This window comes from Pseudomonadaceae bacterium SI-3 (assembly GCA_004010935.1).
Classification (GTDB): Bacteria; Pseudomonadota; Gammaproteobacteria; order Pseudomonadales; family Pseudomonadaceae; genus Stutzerimonas.
On the sequence record CP026511.1, the window covers coordinates 1341187 to 1361055 of the forward strand.

The 19869-nt window shown below is 57.8% G+C and carries 17 protein-coding genes and 1 tRNA gene; 12 read left to right on the plus strand and 6 right to left on the minus strand.

Going from position 1 to position 19869, the window contains the following annotated elements; all coding sequences use genetic code 11:
- Positions 1-10 precede the first annotated feature (10 nt).
- On the plus strand, positions 11-991 hold the full coding sequence (locus C1896_06450) for a phosphoribosyltransferase (GenBank protein AZZ44587.1): 981 nt from the start codon (positions 11-13) through the stop codon (positions 989-991).
- A gap of 59 nt (positions 992-1050) precedes the next feature.
- On the opposite strand, the gene C1896_06455 is transcribed toward C1896_06450, so the two are convergent.
- Positions 1051-2100, minus strand: coding sequence for an endoglucanase (locus C1896_06455; protein ID AZZ44588.1), 1050 nt, complete (start codon positions 2098-2100; stop codon positions 1051-1053).
- A 205-nt stretch (positions 2101-2305) separates the two neighbouring features.
- Between C1896_06455 and C1896_06460 the strand changes: the two genes are divergently transcribed.
- Positions 2306-3076 (plus strand): glycosyltransferase, encoded by a 771-nt coding sequence (locus C1896_06460; GenBank protein ID AZZ44589.1) that lies wholly within the window; start codon positions 2306-2308, stop codon positions 3074-3076.
- A gap of 61 nt (positions 3077-3137) precedes the next feature.
- On the opposite strand, the gene C1896_06465 is transcribed toward C1896_06460, so the two are convergent.
- The 3 genes from C1896_06465 to C1896_06475 all read right to left on the minus strand — a co-directional run bounded on the left by C1896_06465 (position 3138) and on the right by C1896_06475 (position 5510).
- Entirely contained in the window at positions 3138-4505 is a 1368-nt protein-coding gene (locus C1896_06465; GenBank protein ID AZZ44590.1) for a hypothetical protein, read from the minus strand.
- A 220-nt stretch (positions 4506-4725) separates the two neighbouring features.
- Complete coding sequence (locus tag C1896_06470; GenBank protein AZZ44591.1) at positions 4726-5298, minus strand: DUF488 domain-containing protein; 573 nt, start codon at positions 5296-5298, stop codon at positions 4726-4728.
- Positions 5295-5510: a DUF2945 domain-containing protein gene (locus C1896_06475; GenBank protein AZZ44592.1), complete on the minus strand. Its 216-nt coding sequence runs from the start codon at positions 5508-5510 to the stop codon at positions 5295-5297. The genes C1896_06470 and C1896_06475 overlap by 4 nt, the downstream gene beginning before the upstream one ends.
- A 518-nt stretch (positions 5511-6028) precedes the next feature.
- Here C1896_06475 and C1896_06480 point away from each other — a divergent pair.
- The 6 genes from C1896_06480 (at position 6029) to C1896_06505 (ending at position 13019) form a co-directional block, all read left to right on the plus strand.
- Positions 6029-7831 (plus strand): cellulase, encoded by a 1803-nt coding sequence (locus C1896_06480; GenBank protein AZZ44593.1) that lies wholly within the window; start codon positions 6029-6031, stop codon positions 7829-7831.
- 449 nt (positions 7832-8280) lie between these two features.
- Positions 8281-9189, plus strand: a complete 909-nt coding sequence (locus tag C1896_06485; GenBank protein AZZ44594.1) for a hypothetical protein — start codon at positions 8281-8283, stop codon at positions 9187-9189.
- Positions 9186-9638, plus strand: coding sequence for a phage holin family protein (locus C1896_06490; protein ID AZZ44595.1), 453 nt, complete (start codon positions 9186-9188; stop codon positions 9636-9638). The genes C1896_06485 and C1896_06490 overlap by 4 nt, the downstream gene beginning before the upstream one ends.
- A complete protein-coding gene (locus C1896_06495; GenBank protein AZZ44596.1) occupies positions 9635-10447 on the plus strand; it encodes a DUF3618 domain-containing protein in 813 nt (270 codons plus the stop codon). The genes C1896_06490 and C1896_06495 overlap by 4 nt, the downstream gene beginning before the upstream one ends.
- 101 nt (positions 10448-10548) lie before the next feature.
- Positions 10549-10624, plus strand: a tRNA-Thr gene (locus C1896_06500).
- Positions 10625-10814: 190 nt separating this feature from the next.
- Positions 10815-13019 carry an OsmC domain/YcaO domain-containing protein gene (locus tag C1896_06505; protein AZZ44597.1) on the plus strand — a complete coding sequence of 735 codons (2205 nt, stop codon included), beginning with the start codon at positions 10815-10817 and terminating at the stop codon, positions 13017-13019.
- A gap of 80 nt (positions 13020-13099) precedes the next feature.
- Here C1896_06505 and C1896_06510 read toward each other — a convergent pair whose 3' ends face one another.
- Both C1896_06510 and C1896_06515 read right to left on the minus strand, forming a co-directional pair.
- Positions 13100-14341, minus strand: coding sequence for a polysaccharide pyruvyl transferase family protein (locus tag C1896_06510; protein ID AZZ44598.1), 1242 nt, complete (start codon positions 14339-14341; stop codon positions 13100-13102).
- Positions 14338-15609: a polysaccharide biosynthesis protein gene (locus C1896_06515; GenBank protein AZZ44599.1), complete on the minus strand. Its 1272-nt coding sequence runs from the start codon at positions 15607-15609 to the stop codon at positions 14338-14340. The genes C1896_06510 and C1896_06515 overlap by 4 nt, the downstream gene beginning before the upstream one ends.
- Before the next feature lie 316 nt (positions 15610-15925).
- Here C1896_06515 and C1896_06520 point away from each other — a divergent pair, with 316 nt between their 5' ends.
- The 4 genes from C1896_06520 to C1896_06535 all read left to right on the plus strand — a co-directional run bounded on the left by C1896_06520 (position 15926) and on the right by C1896_06535 (position 19841).
- Positions 15926-16801, plus strand: coding sequence for a ribonuclease BN (locus C1896_06520; protein AZZ44600.1), 876 nt, complete (start codon positions 15926-15928; stop codon positions 16799-16801).
- Positions 16802-16979: 178 nt separating this feature from the next.
- Entirely contained in the window at positions 16980-18095 is a 1116-nt protein-coding gene (locus C1896_06525; protein AZZ44601.1) for a glycoside hydrolase, read from the plus strand.
- On the plus strand, positions 18088-18852 hold the full coding sequence (locus tag C1896_06530) for a DUF2334 domain-containing protein (GenBank protein AZZ44602.1): 765 nt from the start codon (positions 18088-18090) through the stop codon (positions 18850-18852). The genes C1896_06525 and C1896_06530 overlap by 8 nt, the downstream gene beginning before the upstream one ends.
- Entirely contained in the window at positions 18849-19841 is a 993-nt protein-coding gene (locus C1896_06535; protein AZZ44603.1) for a TIGR00374 family protein, read from the plus strand. The genes C1896_06530 and C1896_06535 overlap by 4 nt, the downstream gene beginning before the upstream one ends.
- The last annotated feature ends 28 nt before the right edge of the window (positions 19842-19869 follow it).

The window sequence follows — 19869 nt, forward strand, 5'->3', positions numbered from 1 at the left end:
AGAGAGTTCGATGAATTACCGAAGCCTGAATGATCTGTCGCGGCTGAGTACAGAATGTGCCGGCAAGATTCCCAACGATGTCGATCTGGTTGTCGGCATACCAAGAAGTGGGATGTTGGTCGCCAGCATCATTGCGCTGAAACAGAATCTTCCGTTGACGGATCTCTACTCATTCCTGCGCAACGACGACCTGAAGAAGGGCAGTACCCGCACCTACAAGCACGCTGAACTGGTCAAACCAAGGGAGGCGAAAAAGATTCTGCTGGTTGACGACAGTATTTCTTCGGCCAAGTCGATGCGTGCCGCGGAAGAACAGGTTCGTGCGAGCTATGACGGCCAGGTGGTGACCATGGCGGTATTTGCCGAGAAACATAATCGGCACCATGTTGACTTTCATCTCGAGCTCGTCGAACAGCCTCGGGTCTTCGAATGGAACGTCATGCACCATCCTTACCTGGCGCAAGCGTGCCTGGATATCGACGGTGTGCTCTGTGTCGACCCGACCAACGAAGAGAACGACGACGGGCCGAACTACCGGGAATTTCTCAGCTGCACGCGCCCTTTGTTCATTCCCTCGGTCAAGGTCGCGCACTTGGTGACCAGCCGGCTGGAGAAGTATCGCGCCGAAACGGAAGAATGGCTGGAACGCAACGGCGTGCAGTACGGAACGCTGCACATGCTGGATCTGCCTACCGCCGAAGAACGCCGGCGCTTGAACATCCATCACAAGTTCAAGGCGGAAGTGTATGCCAATCAACCGCTGACACGGCTGTTCGTCGAAAGCGAAGTTAGGCAGGCGGTCGAGATCATGAAGCTCAGCCGCAAGCCGGTCTACTGCATTGAGACCAATGAGATGTATGTGCCTGGGCAGGTCTATAACCTCAAGGCCAATACGCTACGGAAAACTCACAGTCTCAAAGCGAAACTGATTGGGAAGGCCAAGTCGATATTGAGCAGGTGGGCGCCCGTAGCGCCATCATCGAAGAGTTGAAGGCGAGGTTGGTTGTGTATCCATGATGTGCAACCAACCTGCCGTCCGCGTGAATACAGTCAGTGGTTAGGCCCGATGCGAGTGCATTCGCCCTGACCGACGTATTTGCTGAGTACATCCCACTGGGGGCGGTCTCGGCCGTCCTTGGTGGGTTCGACGGATAGTTTGTATTTGCCCCAGGAAGAGCCCGCCGCCCAGTAGGTGATCGGGATGCAATGCTCTTGCAGATAAGCCAGCAAGTTATCCATGGCTTCGAGGTAGCGAGGTTCATCGGCGGGAATGCCGAACTCGCCGATATGGCCTTGTTTGTCGTGCTCGATCAGCCAGTCGATAAAGGGTTTGACTCGCTTGACGCCTAGCATGGTGTCGAAGTTTTTCTCCAGCGGCTCCTTGTAATGTCCGCTGCCGTGTTTATCGATGTACAGATGAGCTGAAAATATCAACTTGTCGGAGGGGTCTTTCAGTTGCAACAACGGATCATTGAATTTCGGCCAACGATAACTGCTAGACCAGAAGTTGCCCTCTATAAGCAGGGGCCGCTTCTGGTCATGTTTTCTGATGGCGTCGATACCGGCCTGAGCGGCGGCCGGCCAGTATTCATCGGCGCCATGTGGCTCGTTCATGATGTCGTAGGCATAAAGACCTTTTTCATCTTTCCAACGCTTGGCCACACGTTCGAGCAGATCGGCATACGCCGATATCGGCACGGCCTCGGTGCCGATTATCTGCTTGCGATAACGGGCATAGTTATGGATATCGAGGATGACGCGCATGTCGTATTGAGCGGCCTGTTGCAGAGTCTGGTCGATCAGTTCCGCGTAGTCCTCGTCAAGTTCGGCGTTCAACGCTGGTTGCAGGCGCTCCCACATAATGGGGAAGCGGATGGTCTCGATACCCTTGGCTTTCCACTGGGCAAGGTAGCCGGGCGCAGGGAAGAAATAATTTGTTTTATATTTTCCGGGGATGACATTACCGGAAAATGCGGCTCCGCCAATATTCAATCCAATCAGATCGATATTTTCTGCGTAGCCAACGGCACTCGAGAGGGCAAGCGTGAGTCCGAGGAGTATTCCTTTTGACCGGTCCGAAGCGCTGCGTGTCCTTAACATCTCACTACCTCATTCTGCTCTTTGGGACGATACCGCGGCTGCGGTTGCTTCGTTTGTCCGGTGACGGCAGGCATTGTTCATTTTTGACAGGCGAATCTTTCCGCCTGGCGGCGCACGACCACCAAGATTGCTGTCGGACGCCAACAACTTTTTTCACGGGTTACAGACAGAGAATCTATTTATGAAAAATCCCCTCACCAAAAGGATGGATCCTTTGATAGGGAAGCTGAAACTATTGGAAGAAGCCGATACAGGTCCTTTCATCTCTGAACTGAAAAAGCGTGACTCACCGACGATTCTTGGCTTTCTCAATCAGCACGGCTACAACATTGCGCAGCGTCAGCCGGCGGTGTTGGATAGCTTTCTGCAGGTCAACTACCTCCTGCGCGACGGGATCGGCATCAAGATGGCCTGCTCATTCAATGGGCGCGATCCCAAGGCCAACCTCAACGGGTCAGACTTCATTCCTGAGCTGATCGAGGATCTGGTAGGCGAGTCCAAAGACCGCTACGAGCTGTTTGCCATGGGCACCCGTGAACCCTGGCTCAGCGAGGGTGCGCGCAATCTGTTCGGAAACAGGCATTTCCATGCCATCGATGGCTTCAAGGCGCCCGAGGATTATCTGGCGTTCTACCAGAAGCACCACGTGCCTGGTCGCTATCCAATCATCGTGCTGGCCATGGGGATGCCCAAGCAGGAGCGCGTTGCGCTGCACCTGCAGAAGGCCATGGATACCCGTGCGCTGCTGATTTGCGGCGGCGCCATTCTGGACTTTTCGGCACAGCGTTTTCCCCGTGCCCCCGTTGTCTTTCGCCGCCTGGGGTTGGAGTGGGCGTTCCGCATGCTCATCGAGCCGCGCCGGCTGTTCAAGCGTTATGCCATCGGTATACCCGTCTTCTTCTATTACCTGTCGCGTAACGCACTCTCCAGTGCTCGCCGTGTAGACGACTGGAACGCGCTCAAGCGCGAGCCCTGAGCCATCCCCGCTGTCTGTCGTATGGCCATGGAAGGTTGCGGCAGAAAGGCGGTGATGACGGCTATCGTGGAATCACACGTAACGACATCAGCAAGCTGAACAGGTAATGCGCCGAGAGCGTGATGGCGTAAACCAGCAAAACTGAAGTAATCGGCAACTCAAGCAGGTGACCGCTGGCGAAGCAGGCGAGGGTGAGCACGGCCCGTTGTATGTTCAATGCCAAGAGCAGCCGCTGCCCCTGGAAGACCGAAAGCAGATGCGAAGCGGGCGCATGCATGAATTGGAACAGCAGATAAATCGCCAATAACGACGCCATCTCGCCCGCCATCGTCCATTCAGTGCCAAACGCCAACGCAAATATTCGCTCGCCGAAGAGCAGCAGTACTAGCGTCGGCGCCAGCGCGAGCGCCAGCAACCGCTTGATCACCGAATAGGTCAGCGTGCGGATTTCCGCGGGGCGCTTACGTCCAATCGTAGCGATTTCAGCGTAATACGCCTTGCTGGTCGAATGCCCGAGCAGATTCATCGGTAAAGCCAGCGTCATCATGGCCAGCCCGAGTTGACCCGTCGTTTGCGGGTCGTAGAGGGCCGCGGTCAGCAGCAAAGGCGCCTGGCTGGAGACAATCTGCAGCAACTGTGAAGGCAGGCGGTAGGTCGGAAAGCTTCGATAGTGCCGCATTAGCCGCCAGGCCCGTAACAGGGTGACCTGGCGCCAGTAGCGCTTCATATCCGCCTCGAACAACCGTATTAGCCTGATTGTCCCCGCGCCAGCCCCTAACACCTGGCCAGCCAGCAGCCCGACCGGCTTCAAACCCAGCAGTCCCAGCGCCACCTTGGCAATCGAACCCACAGCGCTCTGCTGCAGCTGGGTGCGTGCGATGGCTGGATAGGCGCGTCGGCGTACGGCCCAGATCAACAGCACCTCATAGAGACCCGCGCTCGTCAGTGCGACCCCTAGCATCCAGCGATACGGCATCAGCGCTTCCATCGAGACCAAGGTCAGCAAAGCGGGGCCAGCAAGCCACAACAGAATGCTCACAATTACGGTTGTCGCGGCAACGAAGACCGCGGACAGGACCATCAGCGTCATCGCAGTACCGTCCCTGCTGGGCAGCGGAACCGCGAGTTCGTAGCGCAGCGTCATCATGGGGGTAAGAATCAGCAGCAGCGCGGTAAAGACCGACAGGACAGCAAAATGCTCGGGGCTGTAGATGCGAGTGAGGAGCGGGATGGATGCGAGGCCAACAACCCGGGCCAAGCCGTTGCCGACGGCCAGAGTCGCCATGCCCTTGAATACCTTGGCGGAGGCGTTTCCGCCCAGTTGCTGCCGCGCTGCAAGCAGTTTGCCCATAAGGACGCTATGCACTTGAACTCCCTTCCCTGTGGGCGAGTCGCCTGGGCGGCACGCGTGGTCCCTACGGAGCACCATTCTTAGAGCCGATCATGCCGCGTGATGCTTGAAGTGCATCCGGCAATAAGAAGCTGCTCCCCTGAAAAAGTTTCTGCGGCGGGTAGGCAGTTTTGTCGCACCGACGGTATCGACGCGTTCTGATCAGCGCCGAAGGTCTTTTCGCATGGGGAGCTGATAGATACGGTCGGAGCATCTGTAGGCACGCCACGTCCTGCTTGCTCTTGCAATGGCATAGGCGCTAGCTAATGCCTGGCCCGGATGTCTTAAGCGGCTGCCCTATGCCCACGTCATAAACCAACTCACCGTGGTTGAGTCTTGCTGGCGAGGTATAGGGGTGCAGTGTCAGACGTTGTTCGTCCTGGATATGCAGCACTTCGACGCCGCGCAACTTCAGAACATCCGACACCATGGAGCGGTGGCATCGCCACCAGAGCACTTCGGCACACATGATCGCGGTGGGTTTCTCGGCTGCCAAGCGCAACAGCTGTTGTATCCCGCAGGCGAACTCGTCGGTGTGCAGATGTTCGGCGTAGCCACGAAAGGAGCTATTGCGCCATGCACTCGCGCTCGGTCCCGGCGTGGCCCGCCGCCGGCCCCCCAGCGCTTCGATCCACTCATAGGCGATCCCGTGCTCGGCGAGCGACGCTTCGAGGTTTGCCGACATGAATTGCGGCAACCGCCTTGAGCCCGGAAAACGCCGCACATCGGCGATGGCCCGGATGCCGTAGTGCTCCAGCAAGGCGATGAAGGTCTCGGTTGTGCGGGTGGAATGGCCGACGGTCCAGATCTGCTGGGGCTGAACCGGGCTCATTTAATCCGGCTCAGCGCGCCGCCCTTGTGCATCGCGACGTGATCGGTCTTGTCGCTTTCGATCTCGTATTGAGGGTCTTCCGGGCTGGCGTGTCGCGTGTGGCCTTTATAGTCGGTATCTCGGGTATGCACTTTGACGATGCGCCCCGTCACATGCCCGGCTTCAGAGTTCCAGCGTACGTGGTCACCCTTTTCGAATCGTTCTTGCGCCATAGGTCGTTTCTCCATCGTTGATTTCGCCATAGCCACGCCTTCTTTCAGGAAGGGAAGCGCTGCTTCCTCCTCTATCAGCGACCGGAAATCAGGCTTCCTTACGCCTACCGTTTGTCGGGTAAATTAAAAGGCCTTTACTTAGCGATCGGTTTGAAAATTCAAAAAAATGACGCTGTGGTAGGTGAAAGCGCAACGGGCTAAAGCGGATTAAACCCTATTTGCAGTAGTGGCACTAAGCCACGAAATAATAGCGGATTAATGGCCGGTCAAAATTGTGACGTAGGATTGGCGATCTAAATCCGTCAAATAGATTTTGAATAGTTTTGGAAACCTATTATAAAGACGCCACGCAACGGATTGCCGGGTTCCACTACTGGTGATCCGGTGTCGTTGCAACGCGGTTCGTCCGGTTGCGCAAGTGATGCATCTGCCCCAAGCGCCTGTACGACTTAATTACAACTCCCGCCACTTTTTTAAAGGCTCCGGCCTTTAGAAGTATTAAGTTTCGGAGAGACTAGATGTCTACCAATGTATTTATGGGCGCCCCTAAGGCACTCGTTCGTTCTATCGCGCTCGCTGCAGTATTCAGTGCTGTTACCTTTACAGGCGAAGTGGCTGCTGCCGTCACAGCAAGTACGTCTTCCTCGACCGCTTTCACGTCTTCGATCAACAAGTTCACCAGTAACGATTTCCTTAACGGCGTTTGGCGCCGCACCGCCGCGTTGTCCGTACCGGCCACTTCGGCTTCCATCGCGGCATTCAAGCCGGGCGTTCAGATCAAGTTCGCTGACGGCCAGGTGCGCAAGATTTCCCGGGTCTACAAGGTTGGAGCCAACCTCAGCATCTATGTCGATGGTGGCCTGCTGGATGGCGGTAAAGTCGGCGCCCCGCGCACCGTCAGCACCGTGGTTGCGACTGCAGCCCCTAGCGCGCCAGCTGCCCCGGCTCCGGTTGTAACCGCCCCCAGCGCACCTAGCAGCACCTACACCGCTTCGATGAACAGCTTCACCAACACCGATTGGCAGAATGGCATCTATCGCAAGTCCGCCGGCTTCTCGATCCCGGACACCGGTGCAAACAAGGCCGCGTTCGTGGTCGGTTCATCGGTCAAGTTGGCCGATGGCCAGGTACGGACGGTCGCTGCGGTCTATGACGTAGGCGCTCATCTCTCTGTCATGCTCAAAGGCACCGCCCTGTCCGCCAGCGCTGTCGGCTATCCCAAGACCATCAGTGTTGTATCCGGCAGCACCGGCACCGCTACGCCGCCAGCGGCCGTTGCGCCTGCTCCGGCGCCGACCCCTGCACCAGCCCCGACTCCAGCACCTGCTCCGGCCCCAGTAGTCAGTGATGGCAGCGGTATTAATCTTGTGGGTGTCAACTTCGGTTCGGGTGTGTTCGATCCAGGTACTGTTCCGGGTATCTACAACAAGGGCTATACCTACGCGGACGAGTCCTACTACAAGCGTCACGCCGGGCTCGGCTTCAAGCTGATTCGCCTGGGCTTCCTCTGGGAGCGTATCCAGCCCAAGCTGGGTACCGAACTGGACGCAGCTGAACTGGGCCGCATCAAGCAGTCCTTGGATTACGCACAGAAGTACGGCATCAAGGTCGTCCTTGATATGCACAACTATTATCGCTACTACGGCAAGGTAATTAACTCGCCGGAAGTGCCGCGCGCCCAGTTCGCCGAGACCTGGCGCAAGATTGCGGTAGCGGTGTCCAAGCATCCTGCGCTGTATGGCTACGGTCTGATGAACGAGCCTTACAACACTGGTAACAACCTCTGGCCGCAGACGGCTCAGGCTGCTGGGCAGGCGATCCGCAAGATCGATCCGTCCAAGTGGATCATGATCGCCGGTGACCGTTACTCCAGCGCCTTCCACTGGCAGAAGTACAACACCTCGCTGATCAACGATCCGTGGATGCGTGATCCGAAGAACAACCTGGTGTACGAAGCGCACCAGTATCTGGACTTCGACTACTCGGGTACCTACACCAAGCGTGCTGAAACCTTCGCTCCGATGCTGGGTGTCGAGCGGGTCAAGCCTTGGGTCGAGTGGCTGAAGGCGAACAAGCTGCGCGGGTTCCTTGGTGAGCACGGCATTCCGGACTTCTCTCCATCTGCTGTGGTCGCGACTGACAACCTGCTGGCTTACCTGAACGCGAACTGCATCCCGAGCACCTACTGGGCTGCCGGTCCTCGCTGGGGTGAGAACATCATGGCGCTGGACGTGTCGAGCGGTAAGCATCGTCCTCAGCTGGCTCCGCTGCAAAAGCATGCCGCTGCCAAGAAGACATGCTCCACCATCGGTCCGATGTAACAGCGACTGATATTAAAGAACGGGCCTTCGGGCCCGTTTTTTATTGTCTGGGTAATTCTTGTCGGGCGAATAACGGTGCAGTTCGTCGGCTGCGGTTCCGCTCTAAAACTCTCGCGAGATGAGTTTGGCAATCAGCGATACATACAAGGATTGCATATGTTGTCGTTTCGCTTGTTAGTCGCCGCTTCGCTTTAACACAGTATTCATGCGGGATAGAGCTAAATGGTTGGCGAAGTGCCACTTGGTGGAGTGCCCGAAGTTCATTTCGTGTTTAATTTTCATAAGCTTGCGAAGGGCACTTCTCATGGTCCCAAAAGAATGGAACTCAAAAATCTACCCCCGGTCACCATATATGTGCGCACCGAAAATACACAGTTCGCGGCTCACCGCTCCTGCTGTGTCCCTACGGACCGTGGTCTTCCGGCCAAGCCATATAAAAGGTGAATCAAATGACTACACCCGACGAAGAAATTACTGGTTACGGTGGCCAACCTAAGACCGGCCCCAATTCCACAACCAGCTCCACTGGCTCTAACGCCACCAGTTCGACGAGCTCGAACATGGGGTCGAGTGGAAGCCATACCTCTGATACAAGCCAAAGCTCCACTACTGGCTCCAGCACTGCCGGACATGCCGCTGAAGATGCGAAGGCGAAAGCTCGTCAAGCGGCCGATCAGGTGAAAACCCAGGGCAAATCTCAATTGGAAGGCTATCGGGAAACCGCAGCTGATGAAATTGAGAAAGTCGCCCAAAGTGCTAAAGCTGCTGCTCAAGAGCTAGAAGGGCAAGACCGCCTCGGGCTGTCCAACTACGTCTCCGATATGGCGCAAAGCATGGTGCAGTTCTCCGACAGCCTGCGTGGCAAGAGCGTGGACGAGCTGTTCCAAGACGTGAATCGTCTTGCACGAAACAACCCCGCTCTGTTCCTCACGGGGAGTGTGGCTTTGGGCTTCGGCCTTACCCGTTTTGCCCGCGCTTCGAGCAAGCGCGCTTCGCAAGAAGATTATGGCCATCAGAGCAGCAGTGCAGCCAGTGGCTCCAGCAGCCATCACAGCTCCGATCAGGATGAGCTAAACGATCGTCTCAGCACAGGCGAGCCCGGCTCTATCGGTAGTGTTAGCAATGCAGGCGTTTCCTCTGCAACCAGCACTTCCAGGCCGACCACCGGAACTTCTGTAGGAACCGGTTCAGCTACCGGCGTCGGAACAGGCCTTGGCACAGGCTCCACTGGGACGGGCACCCGCACTGGCGCCAATACCAGCAATGGGTTGGGTGTTGGTTCAAACGCTGGCTCCAGCAGCACGGGTTCCACTACCAGCCGCGACGGCAAGGGTACCGACGGAGGACTTTTCCCATGAGCGAAGCACGTAAGACAACGACCACGACCTCCACAGCCAATACGACTGTGGAGCCTGGCCACCGCGCCGAAAACGACACCTCTGTAGGTGGCCTGCTTCGTCAGCTAACGCACGAAGTGCCATCCTTGATCACCAAGGAGCTGGCGCTGGCGAAGGCTGAAATGACCGAGTCGATCCGCGCGACCAAAGCGGGTGCCGGCAGCGTCGCTACCGGCGGTGCAGTGCTTCTCGGCGGATTCATCGTTCTGTTGATGTCGGCCGTATACGGGCTGAGCAACGTGGTCGAGCCTTGGCTCGCCGCGCTGATCGTTGGCGCTGTCGTAGTGGTTATCGGGTTGATCATGGTGTCGTCCGGCAAGAAGAAGTTTCAGGCTTCTTCGTTCAAGCCGGAGCGCACCATTCATTCGGTCAACAAGGATAAAGAAGCTGTGAAGGGGCACACATCATGAGCACACGTAATCAGATTGATGCCGAAGCGCAAAAGGATCCGGACGAGCTAGAGCGAGAGATCGATCAGACCCGTACCGAGATCGGCAACATTGTTCATGCGCTTGAAAACAAGCTCTCTCCCGGTGAGTTGATTGATACCGCGCTGGGCTACGTCAAAGGCGGCGGTGGCGAGTTCTTCAGTAACCTGAGCAATACGGTAAAGGCCAATCCGGTGCCGACCGTGCTCACCTCGATCGGCCTGATCTGGATGATGGCTGGGCAGAATCGCCAGCCTCATTCCAACGTCACCACAGCGGGTTACAACACTGGTTCGAATGGCCCGTCGATGGGTGACAAGCTGTCCGCCAAAACCGCTGGCATCAAGCAGCAAGGTGCCAGCATGAAAGAAAAGGCCAGCCATATGGGTCAGAGCGTTTCCGAGTCGTTGGGCAGTGCGCGCACTCGAGCAAGCGACTCCAGTCGTCAGGCATCCGCCCGGCTTCGCGGTGGTGCAGACCGGGCACGTGGCGGATTCAACCAGCTGTTGCAGGAACAGCCCTTGGCTCTTGGTGCGATCGGTATCGCATTGGGCGCTTTGATTGCTGCATCGGTCCCACCATCCCGTCGTGAAGACGAAATGCTCGGTGAGGCCAGCGATCGCATGACCGATCAGCTTCGCCACAAAGCGGAAGAGGGCTATCAAAAAGCTTCCGCCAAAGGTGAAGAAGTGGCGAATCGCGTCAAGCAGGACGTCAGCAACAGCAGCGATAGCAACCGCTCGAACTCCGGCTCGACCGGTACTACCGGTACGACGTCAGCGGGTATATAACGCAGCGCAAACGCCGAGTCGACTTAGGTCGACGATAGCGTCTGTTTCGCCGGTGCGGGCTTGAGTCCGCACCGGCGAAATTCGATAATGCGCCGCTCGGCGCCGGTGTAGCTCAGTAGGTAGAGCAGCGCATTCGTAATGCGAAGGTCGGGGGTTCGACTCCTCTCACCGGCACCAATGAAGTCAAGGCTCGCAGCGATGCGGGCCTTTTCATTTTCCGGCGGTTAGGCAGCGTCGCGATGCATCGCAGCGACGTTTGGGCCGCGGAAAGAGCGCCTGATTGCGAACTGCTTTTTCGGAAAAGAAAAAGACATCTAGCCTGGAAGCCGGATAATGGCGATCAAATGTATCGTTCTGGTAATCCCGCATGGAAATCAAGGTTAATTTTCTCGACAACCTCAGGCTCGAAGCCAAGTTTGATGATTTCACGGTGGTCGCCGATCAGCCAATTCGTTACAAAGGCGATGGTTCGGCACCGGGGCCTTTCGACTATTTCCTGGCTTCGTCGGCGCTATGTGCCGCGTACTTCGTAAAGTTGTATTGCCAGACTCGCAGTATTCCTACCGAAAATATCCGTCTATCGCAGAACAACATTGTCGATCCGGAGAATCGCTACAACCAGATGTTCAAGATTCAGGTCGAGTTGCCTGCGGATATTTCCGATAAGGACCGTCAGGGCATCTTGCGTTCAATCGAGCGCTGCACCGTCAAGAAGGTGGTGCAAACCGGGCCGGAGTTCGTCATTGAAGAGGTCGAGAACCTAGACGCCGATGCGCAGGCCTTGCTGCTGCCCGGCACAGAATCAGAGGCGCGCACCTATATAGCGGGTAAGGATCTGCCTTTGGAGCAGACGATCGCCAATATGTCCGGACTCCTGGCCGATCTTGGCATGAAGATCGAAATCGCCTCGTGGCGCAATATCGTGCCGAACGTCTGGTCGCTGCATATCCGCGATGCGCATTCGCCGATGTGTTTTACCAACGGGAAAGGCGCCACTAAGGAAAGTGCTTTAGCGTCGGCGCTAGGCGAATTTATCGAGCGGATCAACTGTAATTTCTTCTACAACGATCAGTTCTGGGGAGAAGATACTGCCAATGCCGCGTTCGTTCATTATCCGAACGAGCGTTGGTTCAAGCCTGGCCGTAAGGATGCGTTGCCGGCGGAAATACTCGATGAGTATTGCCTGGAAACATATAACCCCGACGGAGATTTGCGCGGCTCGCATTTGTACGACACCAACTCTGGCAATGTAAAGCGTGGCATCTGCGCTTTGCCTTATATCCGGCAGTCGGATGGGGAGGTGGTGTATTTCCCATCCAACCTGATCGAAAACCTGTTTCTCAGCAATGGCATGAGTGCCGGCAACACACTGGCCGAAGCTCAGGTGCAATGCCTGTCAGAAATTTTCGAGCGCGCCGTTAAACGGGAAATCCTCGAAGGTGAAATTGCGCTGCCGGATGTTCCTCAGAACGTATTGGCAAAATTCCCCGGCATCTTAGCGGGCATCAAGGGGCTGGAAGAGCAAGGCTTCCCGGTGCTGGTCAAAGATGCCTCGCTGGGCGGGCAGTTCCCGGTAATGTGCGTCACCTTGATGAACCCTCGTACCGGTGGCGTATTTGCCTCTTTCGGCGCTCATCCGAGCTTCGAAGTTGCGCTGGAGCGCAGCCTCACGGAGTTGCTGCAAGGACGCAGTTTCGAAGGGCTCAACGATTTGCCTCAGCCGACCTTCGAAAGCAACGCGGTGACCGAGCCGAACAACTTCGTGGAACATTTCATCGATTCGAGCGGTGTGGTGTCGTGGCGCTTCTTCAGCTCCAAAGCAGACTTCGATTTCGTTGAATGGGATTTCACGGCCGATGGCGACGACGCCAATGCCCAGGAGGCTGCCACCTTGTTCGGCATCCTCGAAGAGATGGGGAAGGAAGCCTATATGGCGATCTACGAGGATCTGGGCGCAACGGCTTGCCGCATCCTCGTGCCCGGCTATTCCGAGATCTACCCGGTGGAGGATCTGATCTGGGATAACACCAACAAAGCGCTACTGTTCCGTGCGGATATTCTGAATCTGCACAGCCTGGACGATGCCGGTTTGCAGGCACTTGTCGAGCGTCTGGAAGAAAGCGAACTGGATGACTACACCGACATCACGACATTGATCGGGATTGAGTTCGATGACAACACCGCCTGGGGTCAGCTCACTATTCTTGAGTTGAAGCTGTTGATCTATCTCGCCTTGCAGCGATTCGAAGAAGCCAAAGAGCTGGTTGAGGCCTTTCTGCAATTCAACGACAACACCGTCGAGCGCGGCTTGTTCTACCAGGCGTTAAATGTCGTATTGGAGGTGGAGCTGGACGAGGAGCTGCAACTTGATGATTACGAGGTCAACTTCCGCCGAATGTTTGGCGATGCTCGGATGGATGCGGTGATCGGGTCGTTGGACGGTAGCGTGCGCTTCTTCGGCTTGACGCCTACCAGCACCAAACTGGAAGGGCTTGATCGCCACCAGCGGCTCATTGACAGCTACCGGAAGCTTCACACGGCTCGAGCCAATGCGATGACTCCGGTTCGCTAGTTCGACGGCCGAGCGAAGCCTGATGGACAAAAAAGCCCGCACAGTTGCGGGCTTTTTCGTGGTACAGCGCGGCTGCTGATTCAGTTCGCGGCTACGGCTTCCGGCTTGTGCTGCTCGTTGCGGGTTTTCTCGCCGCGCGCAGGGGCCGCGTCGTAGAGCTCGACCATATGGTCGAGGTTAGCCCGCACGCGGCCTTTCATGGCTTCGACCACCGCGCGCAGCTCGGCGCGCTGGCTGTCGCCGAACACGTTGACCAGGTTGGTGCCGATCTGGCTGATCTGCGGGACTTCTGCAAAGCCGCACGACTGCTTGGGAACCCAGGTTTCAAGAAAGCTCGAGAGCTTGATCACGCGCTGCGGGAGTAATGCTATTTGCGGAACGGCGTAGGCAAGCGCGGTGATCGCGCCGTGCAGGCTGGTACCGCAGTAGAGCTTGCTGGTGGCGATGCAGCGAATGATGTCTTCGATGTTGCCACTGTCTACACGGTAGGCGCGCTCGTCACCGAGCAGGCTATGCAGCTTGTCGAGCGGTTCGTCATCCGAGTGCCCAGGTGCCTTGCCGATGGTGAGCAGCGCGATCTTAAGACCGGTATTGACGTTGAGTTCGGTCAGTTGCTGAGCGATCGCCTCGATGCGGCGCTTGGCGTGGTGATCGGAGATATGGAAGACGATATGGCCGGGCTCGGCGGAATCGACCTGCTGCGGGAAGATATCGGATATCAGGATCGCGCTATCCGGCACCAGGTTGTGTTCGACTCCGAGCTTGTCCAGCTCAGCCGAGGTTTCCCGGTCACGTACCGACACATAGGTGCAGTCTTTGAGGTTGCGCTTGATGGCGTCATGGATCAGCGGCTTCTTGCGGCTGATCTCGTTTCCACCGACGCTGTTGTACATCACCTTGTAGCCGGGCAGGTCGCGTTCGCCAAGGACGAGCGGAATGTCCGACGGAATCGAAGTGAACATACGGCTCAGGCGGATGAACGCCTTGTGGCCGATCAGGTAGGGGCTCGCCTTGATCGGGTAATAGATCGCCTGCGGTGCGAGGTAGCCGATGATGCTTTCCCACTGCGCCGTAAGGCACTCGCCGCCGGCCACGATGAGCATCGTTTTCGGCTGCTGACGGGTAGCGTCCAGCGCTTTTTTCAGCGGAACGGTGGGAAGCGCCCCGTACCGTGAAAGATTGGACTTCTTGGTCGCGGCGACTATCACAGAAAAGCGACCATCCGCTTCCAGGTAACGCTTGAGGACGATTGCAAAGAGCAGATCGCCATAGTTGTGCCGGTCATAGGCTCCGTAAGCGATTACGTTTACCCGGTCAGTCATGGCGTCGGACTCCTTTCGATGTTCTTGAACTGCACGTAGAGCAGGGTGTTTTTGATCGCCAGCGCTACGGCTGTCGCAAAGCAGGCGCCGTTGACGCCGTAGCGCGGAATGAGGATCAGGTTTAGCGCGACGTTGATCACGCAGGCCGCGATGTTGTTGTGCAAGTAACGACGGTGATTGCCAGTCATGGTCATGAAGATGCCCAGCGGGCCTGCGGCCAGGACAAAGAAATAGCCGATGGCAAGGACCAGCAATGGATAGACGCCTTGCTCGCGGTACTCGGGGCCGAACACGGCAAGGATGTATTCGCGTAGCAGGCCGATGGCGAGCAGGATCATCAGCGCCAGCGCCAGCATGAAGCGCGAATACTTGCGGACAATAGCGAACGCACCAGCGCGGTCGTTCTGCGCCCAGCGTTTGGAGATGTCCGGGGCGATGGTGCCGTTGATGATGAACAGCAGCGTGGTCGAGAGCGCTGCGATCTTGGCGGCGATGTAATAGATGCTGACTTCGCTGGCCGAGCGCAGCACACCGAGCAATAGCGTGTCGGACAGCTCAATGATGCTGTTCATCACTGCAATCAGCATCAGCGGTACGCAGAGGATGAGCATCTCTCGCCAGCCCAGCGCAGCTTCCGATCCTGACCGGGGCAGGCTGCGGCGGGCGCGCCAGACTGAACCGAGTATCGCCAGTGCGAAGCTGAACACAAAGCAGGCCACAACGGTTGTCAGATCGCTACCCATGATAGCCACCAGCAGAAGCGTTAACGCAGGCTGGAAGGCGGTTTGCCAGAACAGGCCTTCGCTGGTCTTGTGCTTGGCCTTCAAGGTTTCGCTGGCGATGCTCAGCAGCGACAGGCCGAGCGCAGTAACCGCGAAAAGAACCACCGCATGCGCGAAATAGGCTTGTGTGGTCTCGGAGAAATACACCACCGCCAGGCCGATCAGGAACGCGGGAATGTTCATCAGCGCGGCAAGCATCAGCGCACGGTCGAAGTAGCTTCGCTGTTGGCCTTCGTGCAGGGAAGAGATGTTCTTCAGGCAGGCGATGTCGAGGCCCAGCCGCGCCAGCAATGACAGGAATATGCCGAGAGCAACGCAAAAGAACACGGTCCCGGCAAGCTCTGGCACCAGCAGGCGCGCCAATAGGATGTTCAGGCCGAGCGTAGCGCCCGCGCCGCTGCCTTTGGTAACGATGAGCCTGGCGTATTTGACGAGGTCGGCTTTCATTCCTGGCTGGGGGGCGTCCGTGGCGTAGGCCGATTTCATTTACTGCTCCTGTTGTCACGAATTGCGACAAGCCATGTTGGCGTCCGGGTTGCTCTGCCGCTCAACGCGAGTCCACTCAAGAGCGGTTCGCAGAACGACGATGATGCAGGCGTTCCCAGTCAGCGACCGCTAAATTGGCAACTCCATCAAGAGCGCTGTCGAGGCGGAAAGTTCCTCCGTCGTCCTTACTGCCTGGCTTAATTCCTGGTTGTCGGGAGAGGGGCGGCAGGCGCTGGCGTTCTTTGGCGAACTCTTACAAAGCAGGGCCGTCCCATTTTTGACGGCTTTGGCTTTTTAACGACGTGCGATAAGGGGAATGGCGATGCTGGATTTGCGTGGTGTAGGTGGCTTTGAGCTGCTGAAACGCACCTTCAAGGAGTTCAGCAATGACGACATGACTACCTATGCGTCGGCATTGGCGTACCGGGCCATCTTCTCGTTGTTTCCCTTTCTGCTGTTTCTGATTTCGCTGCTTGGTCTGCTAGATCTGCAAGAGTTTTTCACCTGGCTCCGTGAGCAGGTATCGCTGGTGTTGCCACCCGACGCCCTGAGCCTGGTCAACCCTGTCATTGACGAGATGCAGGAGAAAAAAGGTGGCTTCCTTTCCTTCGGTATTCTCGTGGCGTTGTGGTCGGCCTCGATTGGGGTGCGCTCGTTGATGAACGCGATGAACAGGGCCTACGACGTCGAAGAAGAGCGGCCAACCTGGAAGCTGATCCTCCTCTCGGTGGTATACACCATCGGTCTGGCGCTGATTCTGCTGGCTACCGCCGCACTGATGATTGTCGGCCCACAAGTCTTCGAGTGGCTGGCCGATCAGGTTGGCCTGAAGGAGATCGTGGTCACCCTCTGGACCTGGCTGCGCTGGCCGGTCGTGGTGGTGCTGATGATGCTGGTGCTGGCGGTAATCTATTACGTCACGCCCGATGTCGAGCAGGAGTTCCGCTTCATCACCCCAGGCTCGGTGCTTGCTGTGATCGTCTGGATTGCCGCCTCCATCGCCTTCGGCTTGTATGTACAGAACTTCGGTAACTACGACGCGACTTACGGAAGCATCGGGGCGGTCATCGTTCTTCTGCTGTACTTCTATATTTCGGCGGCGGTCCTGCTCTTCGGTGCTGAGATGAATGCCGTAATCGAACATGCCTCGGCAGAGGGCAAGGCTGAGGGCGACAAGCGAGTCGACGGCTAGCGCGCCGAAGTAACGCGGATGCGTCTGCGAACAACCGCTTAGGTCGGTGGTCCATTGATTTCATTGCAGAATCTTTCGGGCAAATGGCTCTGTTGTGGCCTCGTAACAGACGGCTGAGACAGCTAGCTGAACCGGGCTCCGAAGGCTCTGCATCGAGACCTAACGGAGACGCTCCACTTTGCACATCGCCGACATGACCATGTTCTACGCACCCGCCAGCGGCGGGGTGCGTACTTATCTCGAGGCTAAACACCGCCGTCTCCAGCTCTATGCAGGCGTTCGCCATAGCATCCTGGTCCCAGGTGAGAGCTATAGCCACAACGCAGGCATCTATCAGATACCCGCGCCCGCACTGCCTTTCGGCAAAGGCTACCGATTTCCGGTAAGGCGCGCCCCGTGGCGTAATCAGCTGCGTTCGCTGCGTCCCGACGTGATCGAGGTCGGGGATCCCTATATGACTGCCTGGGCGGCGCTGGATGCTGGCCGCAGGCTCGACGTGCCGGTGATCGGCTTTTATCACTCAGACCTTCCACTGTTGGTGAGCAACCGTATCGGTGGATGGTTAGGCACCAACATGAACGGCTATGTGTCGAGGCTTTACAGCAGCTTCGACCGGGTGCTGGCGCCAAGCCGAGTGATGGCGGAAAAGCTGGTTTCACTGGGCGTCGACAACGTCTATGTGCAGCCGTTGGGCGTTGATCTGGAAACCTTTCGGCCGAGCCTGCGTGACGCGCAAGTTCGCCGGGAGCTGGGCCTCGCCGACGATACACGACTGATGATTTTTGCCGGCCGAGGATCGCGCGAAAAGAACCTGGACGTACTGCTCGAAACCGCGCGGCAGCTGGGTAAGCCCTATCATCTGCTGCTGGTAGGGTCGGGCATGCCTCATCGGGTGCCATCCAACGTGTCGGTGATTGACCGGTTTTGTCCTGCCGCGGAGGTAGCGCGCTACATGGCCAGCAGCGACGTCCTGCTGCACGCCGGTAATCAGGAGACGTTCGGCCTGGTAGCGCTCGAAGCCATGGCCAGTGGGATACCGGTTATCGCGGCACGCGCCGGCGCATTGCCTGAACTCGTGCCGTTCCATACCGGTCGGCTCTGCCGCCCGTTGGACGCTACAGCGATGGCGCAGACCGTACGAGAGTTGTTCGAGGACGATCCGCGATTGCTCGGGATGCAAGCCCGTCAGCATGTCGAGGCGCACCATGCGTGGGATGCGGTGGTCGCCGGCTTACTGGCGCACTATCACGCGGTATTGGGCACGGCGGAATTGCCGGTCGCCGTGCATGGCTGAGCGCAGCTTGATGCTGGTGCTGCATGACGTGGCGCCAGAGACATGGCCGGACTACCGGCCTTTTGTCGAAGCGGTCGACGCACTGGGCCAAATTCCGATCTCATGGCTTGTGGTGCCGGATTTCCATCGACGCAACCGGCTCGAGGATCACGCCGATTTTCGACGTTTGCTGGACGGGCGGCTCGCTCGTGGCGATGAGCTGATCCTGCACGGTTGCTACCACGCAGATGAAGCGCCTTCGCCACGCACGCCACGTGACTGGTTCATGCGTCGCGTCTTTACCCATGAAGGCGAGTTCTACCCGCTGAGCCGGGAGGAGTCAGCCAAACATCTACGGCGTGGCATCGCGCTGTTCGAACGCAACCAGTGGCCCCTGCACGGTTTCGTGGCGCCTGCCTGGCTTTTGGGGCCAGGAGCTCGAGAAGCCTTGGCAGCGACTGGGCTGACTTATACCAGCGACCCGAGCCACTTTTACTTGCTGCCCGACTACCAGGCCATAGACGCGCCCGGCCTGGTCTGGAGTGCTCGAAGTGCATGGCGCCGAGGTATGTCACGGCTGCTCAGCGAGCGAATGCTCCATCGGTACCAACGGTCGCCGGTGTTGCGGCTCGGGTTGCACCCGGTGGACATGCGCCATGAGTTCTCGCGTCGATACTGGCTGGATCTGTTGACTCGGCTGTTGGCGGACGGGCGCGAACCGGTGACGAAGATAGATTGGCTTGATCGCCACGTATTGGCTTCGAGCGCCGCGGCATGAGTCGGCGTTGGTGGTTGCTGGCTGGCGCCTTGCTGATGGCTGCTCTGGTACCAATCCTGCTCGGCGGCAGCGACTTGTTCGAGCGGTTACGGAGCTTTCCCCTGGGGTTGCTGCTGACGATGCTGGGCATGATCGTCGTCGGTTGGTACCTGAATGCGCTACGGCTGCGATTGCTCATAGGCCCCCGCCGCCTGGGCCAGCACCGTGCGGTGAGCATCGTGATCGCCACGGAATTCGCCATCTGTGCCACGCCCGGCGGTGCGGGTGGCCCTCTGACGATGATGGCGCTGCTGCTGCGCCATGGTGTGCCGCCTGCCAAGGGCACCGCAACCTATGCGGTCGAGCAGCTTACCGACCTGCTGTTTTTCGCCTGTGCGCTAGTGGGTGTGCTCATCTATGCGGTCACCCATTCGTTAAACACCTATATCGCCAGCCTGCTTGGCTTCAGTGCGGCACTGCTGATCGGCCTGATGGTGCTACTTGCCTTGCTTGGCCGCTTTCATCGCCAGGTATTTCTGATCAACGGCTGGCTGATCGGTCGACTGGGTGTGAAGGGCACGCGCCAGCGTAGCTGGGCCAGAAAAGTGCTGAGTTTTCGCAACGCCTTGCTCGAATGTTTCAGGTTGCCGCGGACGATCCTGCTGGGAGTGTTCGTCCTGACGACGTTGCACTGGATGCTGCGCTATAGCGTGCTGTACCTGACCTTGCTGGGCCTAGGTAAACCGCTTGCCTGGGCTTGGACCTTTATCCTGCAGATGCTGGCCTTGACGGCCGGTCAGCTGAGCCTGCTGCCGGGCGGCGCGGGCAGTGCCGAACTGGCCTCCGCGGCCTTGCTTGCGCCTTTGGTGGGGAAGTCCACGGCCGCGGCGGCCATCCTGATCTGGCGCTTCGTGACCTACTACTTCTATTTGATCGCTGGCGCGCCGCTGTTTCTGCATCTCGCCGGTCGGCCATTGTTCGATCGCCTGGCCAAAGCGCGCAATGTTTGAACGGCTTGATGAACCGTTCCTCGGGAAA

Bases quoted from the DNA above. Each gene is read 5' to 3' on its own strand.
- C1896_06450 (AZZ44587.1), top strand. From the start codon at position 11: ATGAATTACCGAAGCCTGAATGATCTGTCGCGGCTGAGTACAGAATGT.
- C1896_06455 (AZZ44588.1), bottom strand. From the start codon at position 2,100: ATGTTAAGGACACGCAGCGCTTCGGACCGGTCAAAAGGAATACTCCTC.
- C1896_06460 (AZZ44589.1), top strand. From the start codon at position 2,306: ATGGATCCTTTGATAGGGAAGCTGAAACTATTGGAAGAAGCCGATACA.
- C1896_06465 (AZZ44590.1), bottom strand. From the start codon at position 4,505: ATGGTGCTCCGTAGGGACCACGCGTGCCGCCCAGGCGACTCGCCCACA.
- C1896_06470 (AZZ44591.1), bottom strand. From the start codon at position 5,298: ATGAGCCCGGTTCAGCCCCAGCAGATCTGGACCGTCGGCCATTCCACC.
- C1896_06475 (AZZ44592.1), bottom strand. From the start codon at position 5,510: ATGGCGCAAGAACGATTCGAAAAGGGTGACCACGTACGCTGGAACTCT.
- C1896_06480 (AZZ44593.1), top strand. From the start codon at position 6,029: ATGTCTACCAATGTATTTATGGGCGCCCCTAAGGCACTCGTTCGTTCT.
- C1896_06485 (AZZ44594.1), top strand. From the start codon at position 8,281: ATGACTACACCCGACGAAGAAATTACTGGTTACGGTGGCCAACCTAAG.
- C1896_06490 (AZZ44595.1), top strand. From the start codon at position 9,186: ATGAGCGAAGCACGTAAGACAACGACCACGACCTCCACAGCCAATACG.
- C1896_06495 (AZZ44596.1), top strand. From the start codon at position 9,635: ATGAGCACACGTAATCAGATTGATGCCGAAGCGCAAAAGGATCCGGAC.
- C1896_06505 (AZZ44597.1), top strand. From the start codon at position 10,815: ATGGAAATCAAGGTTAATTTTCTCGACAACCTCAGGCTCGAAGCCAAG.
- C1896_06510 (AZZ44598.1), bottom strand. From the start codon at position 14,341: ATGACTGACCGGGTAAACGTAATCGCTTACGGAGCCTATGACCGGCAC.
- C1896_06515 (AZZ44599.1), bottom strand. From the start codon at position 15,609: ATGAAATCGGCCTACGCCACGGACGCCCCCCAGCCAGGAATGAAAGCC.
- C1896_06520 (AZZ44600.1), top strand. From the start codon at position 15,926: ATGGCGATGCTGGATTTGCGTGGTGTAGGTGGCTTTGAGCTGCTGAAA.
- C1896_06530 (AZZ44602.1), top strand. From the start codon at position 18,088: ATGGCTGAGCGCAGCTTGATGCTGGTGCTGCATGACGTGGCGCCAGAG.
- C1896_06535 (AZZ44603.1), top strand. From the start codon at position 18,849: ATGAGTCGGCGTTGGTGGTTGCTGGCTGGCGCCTTGCTGATGGCTGCT.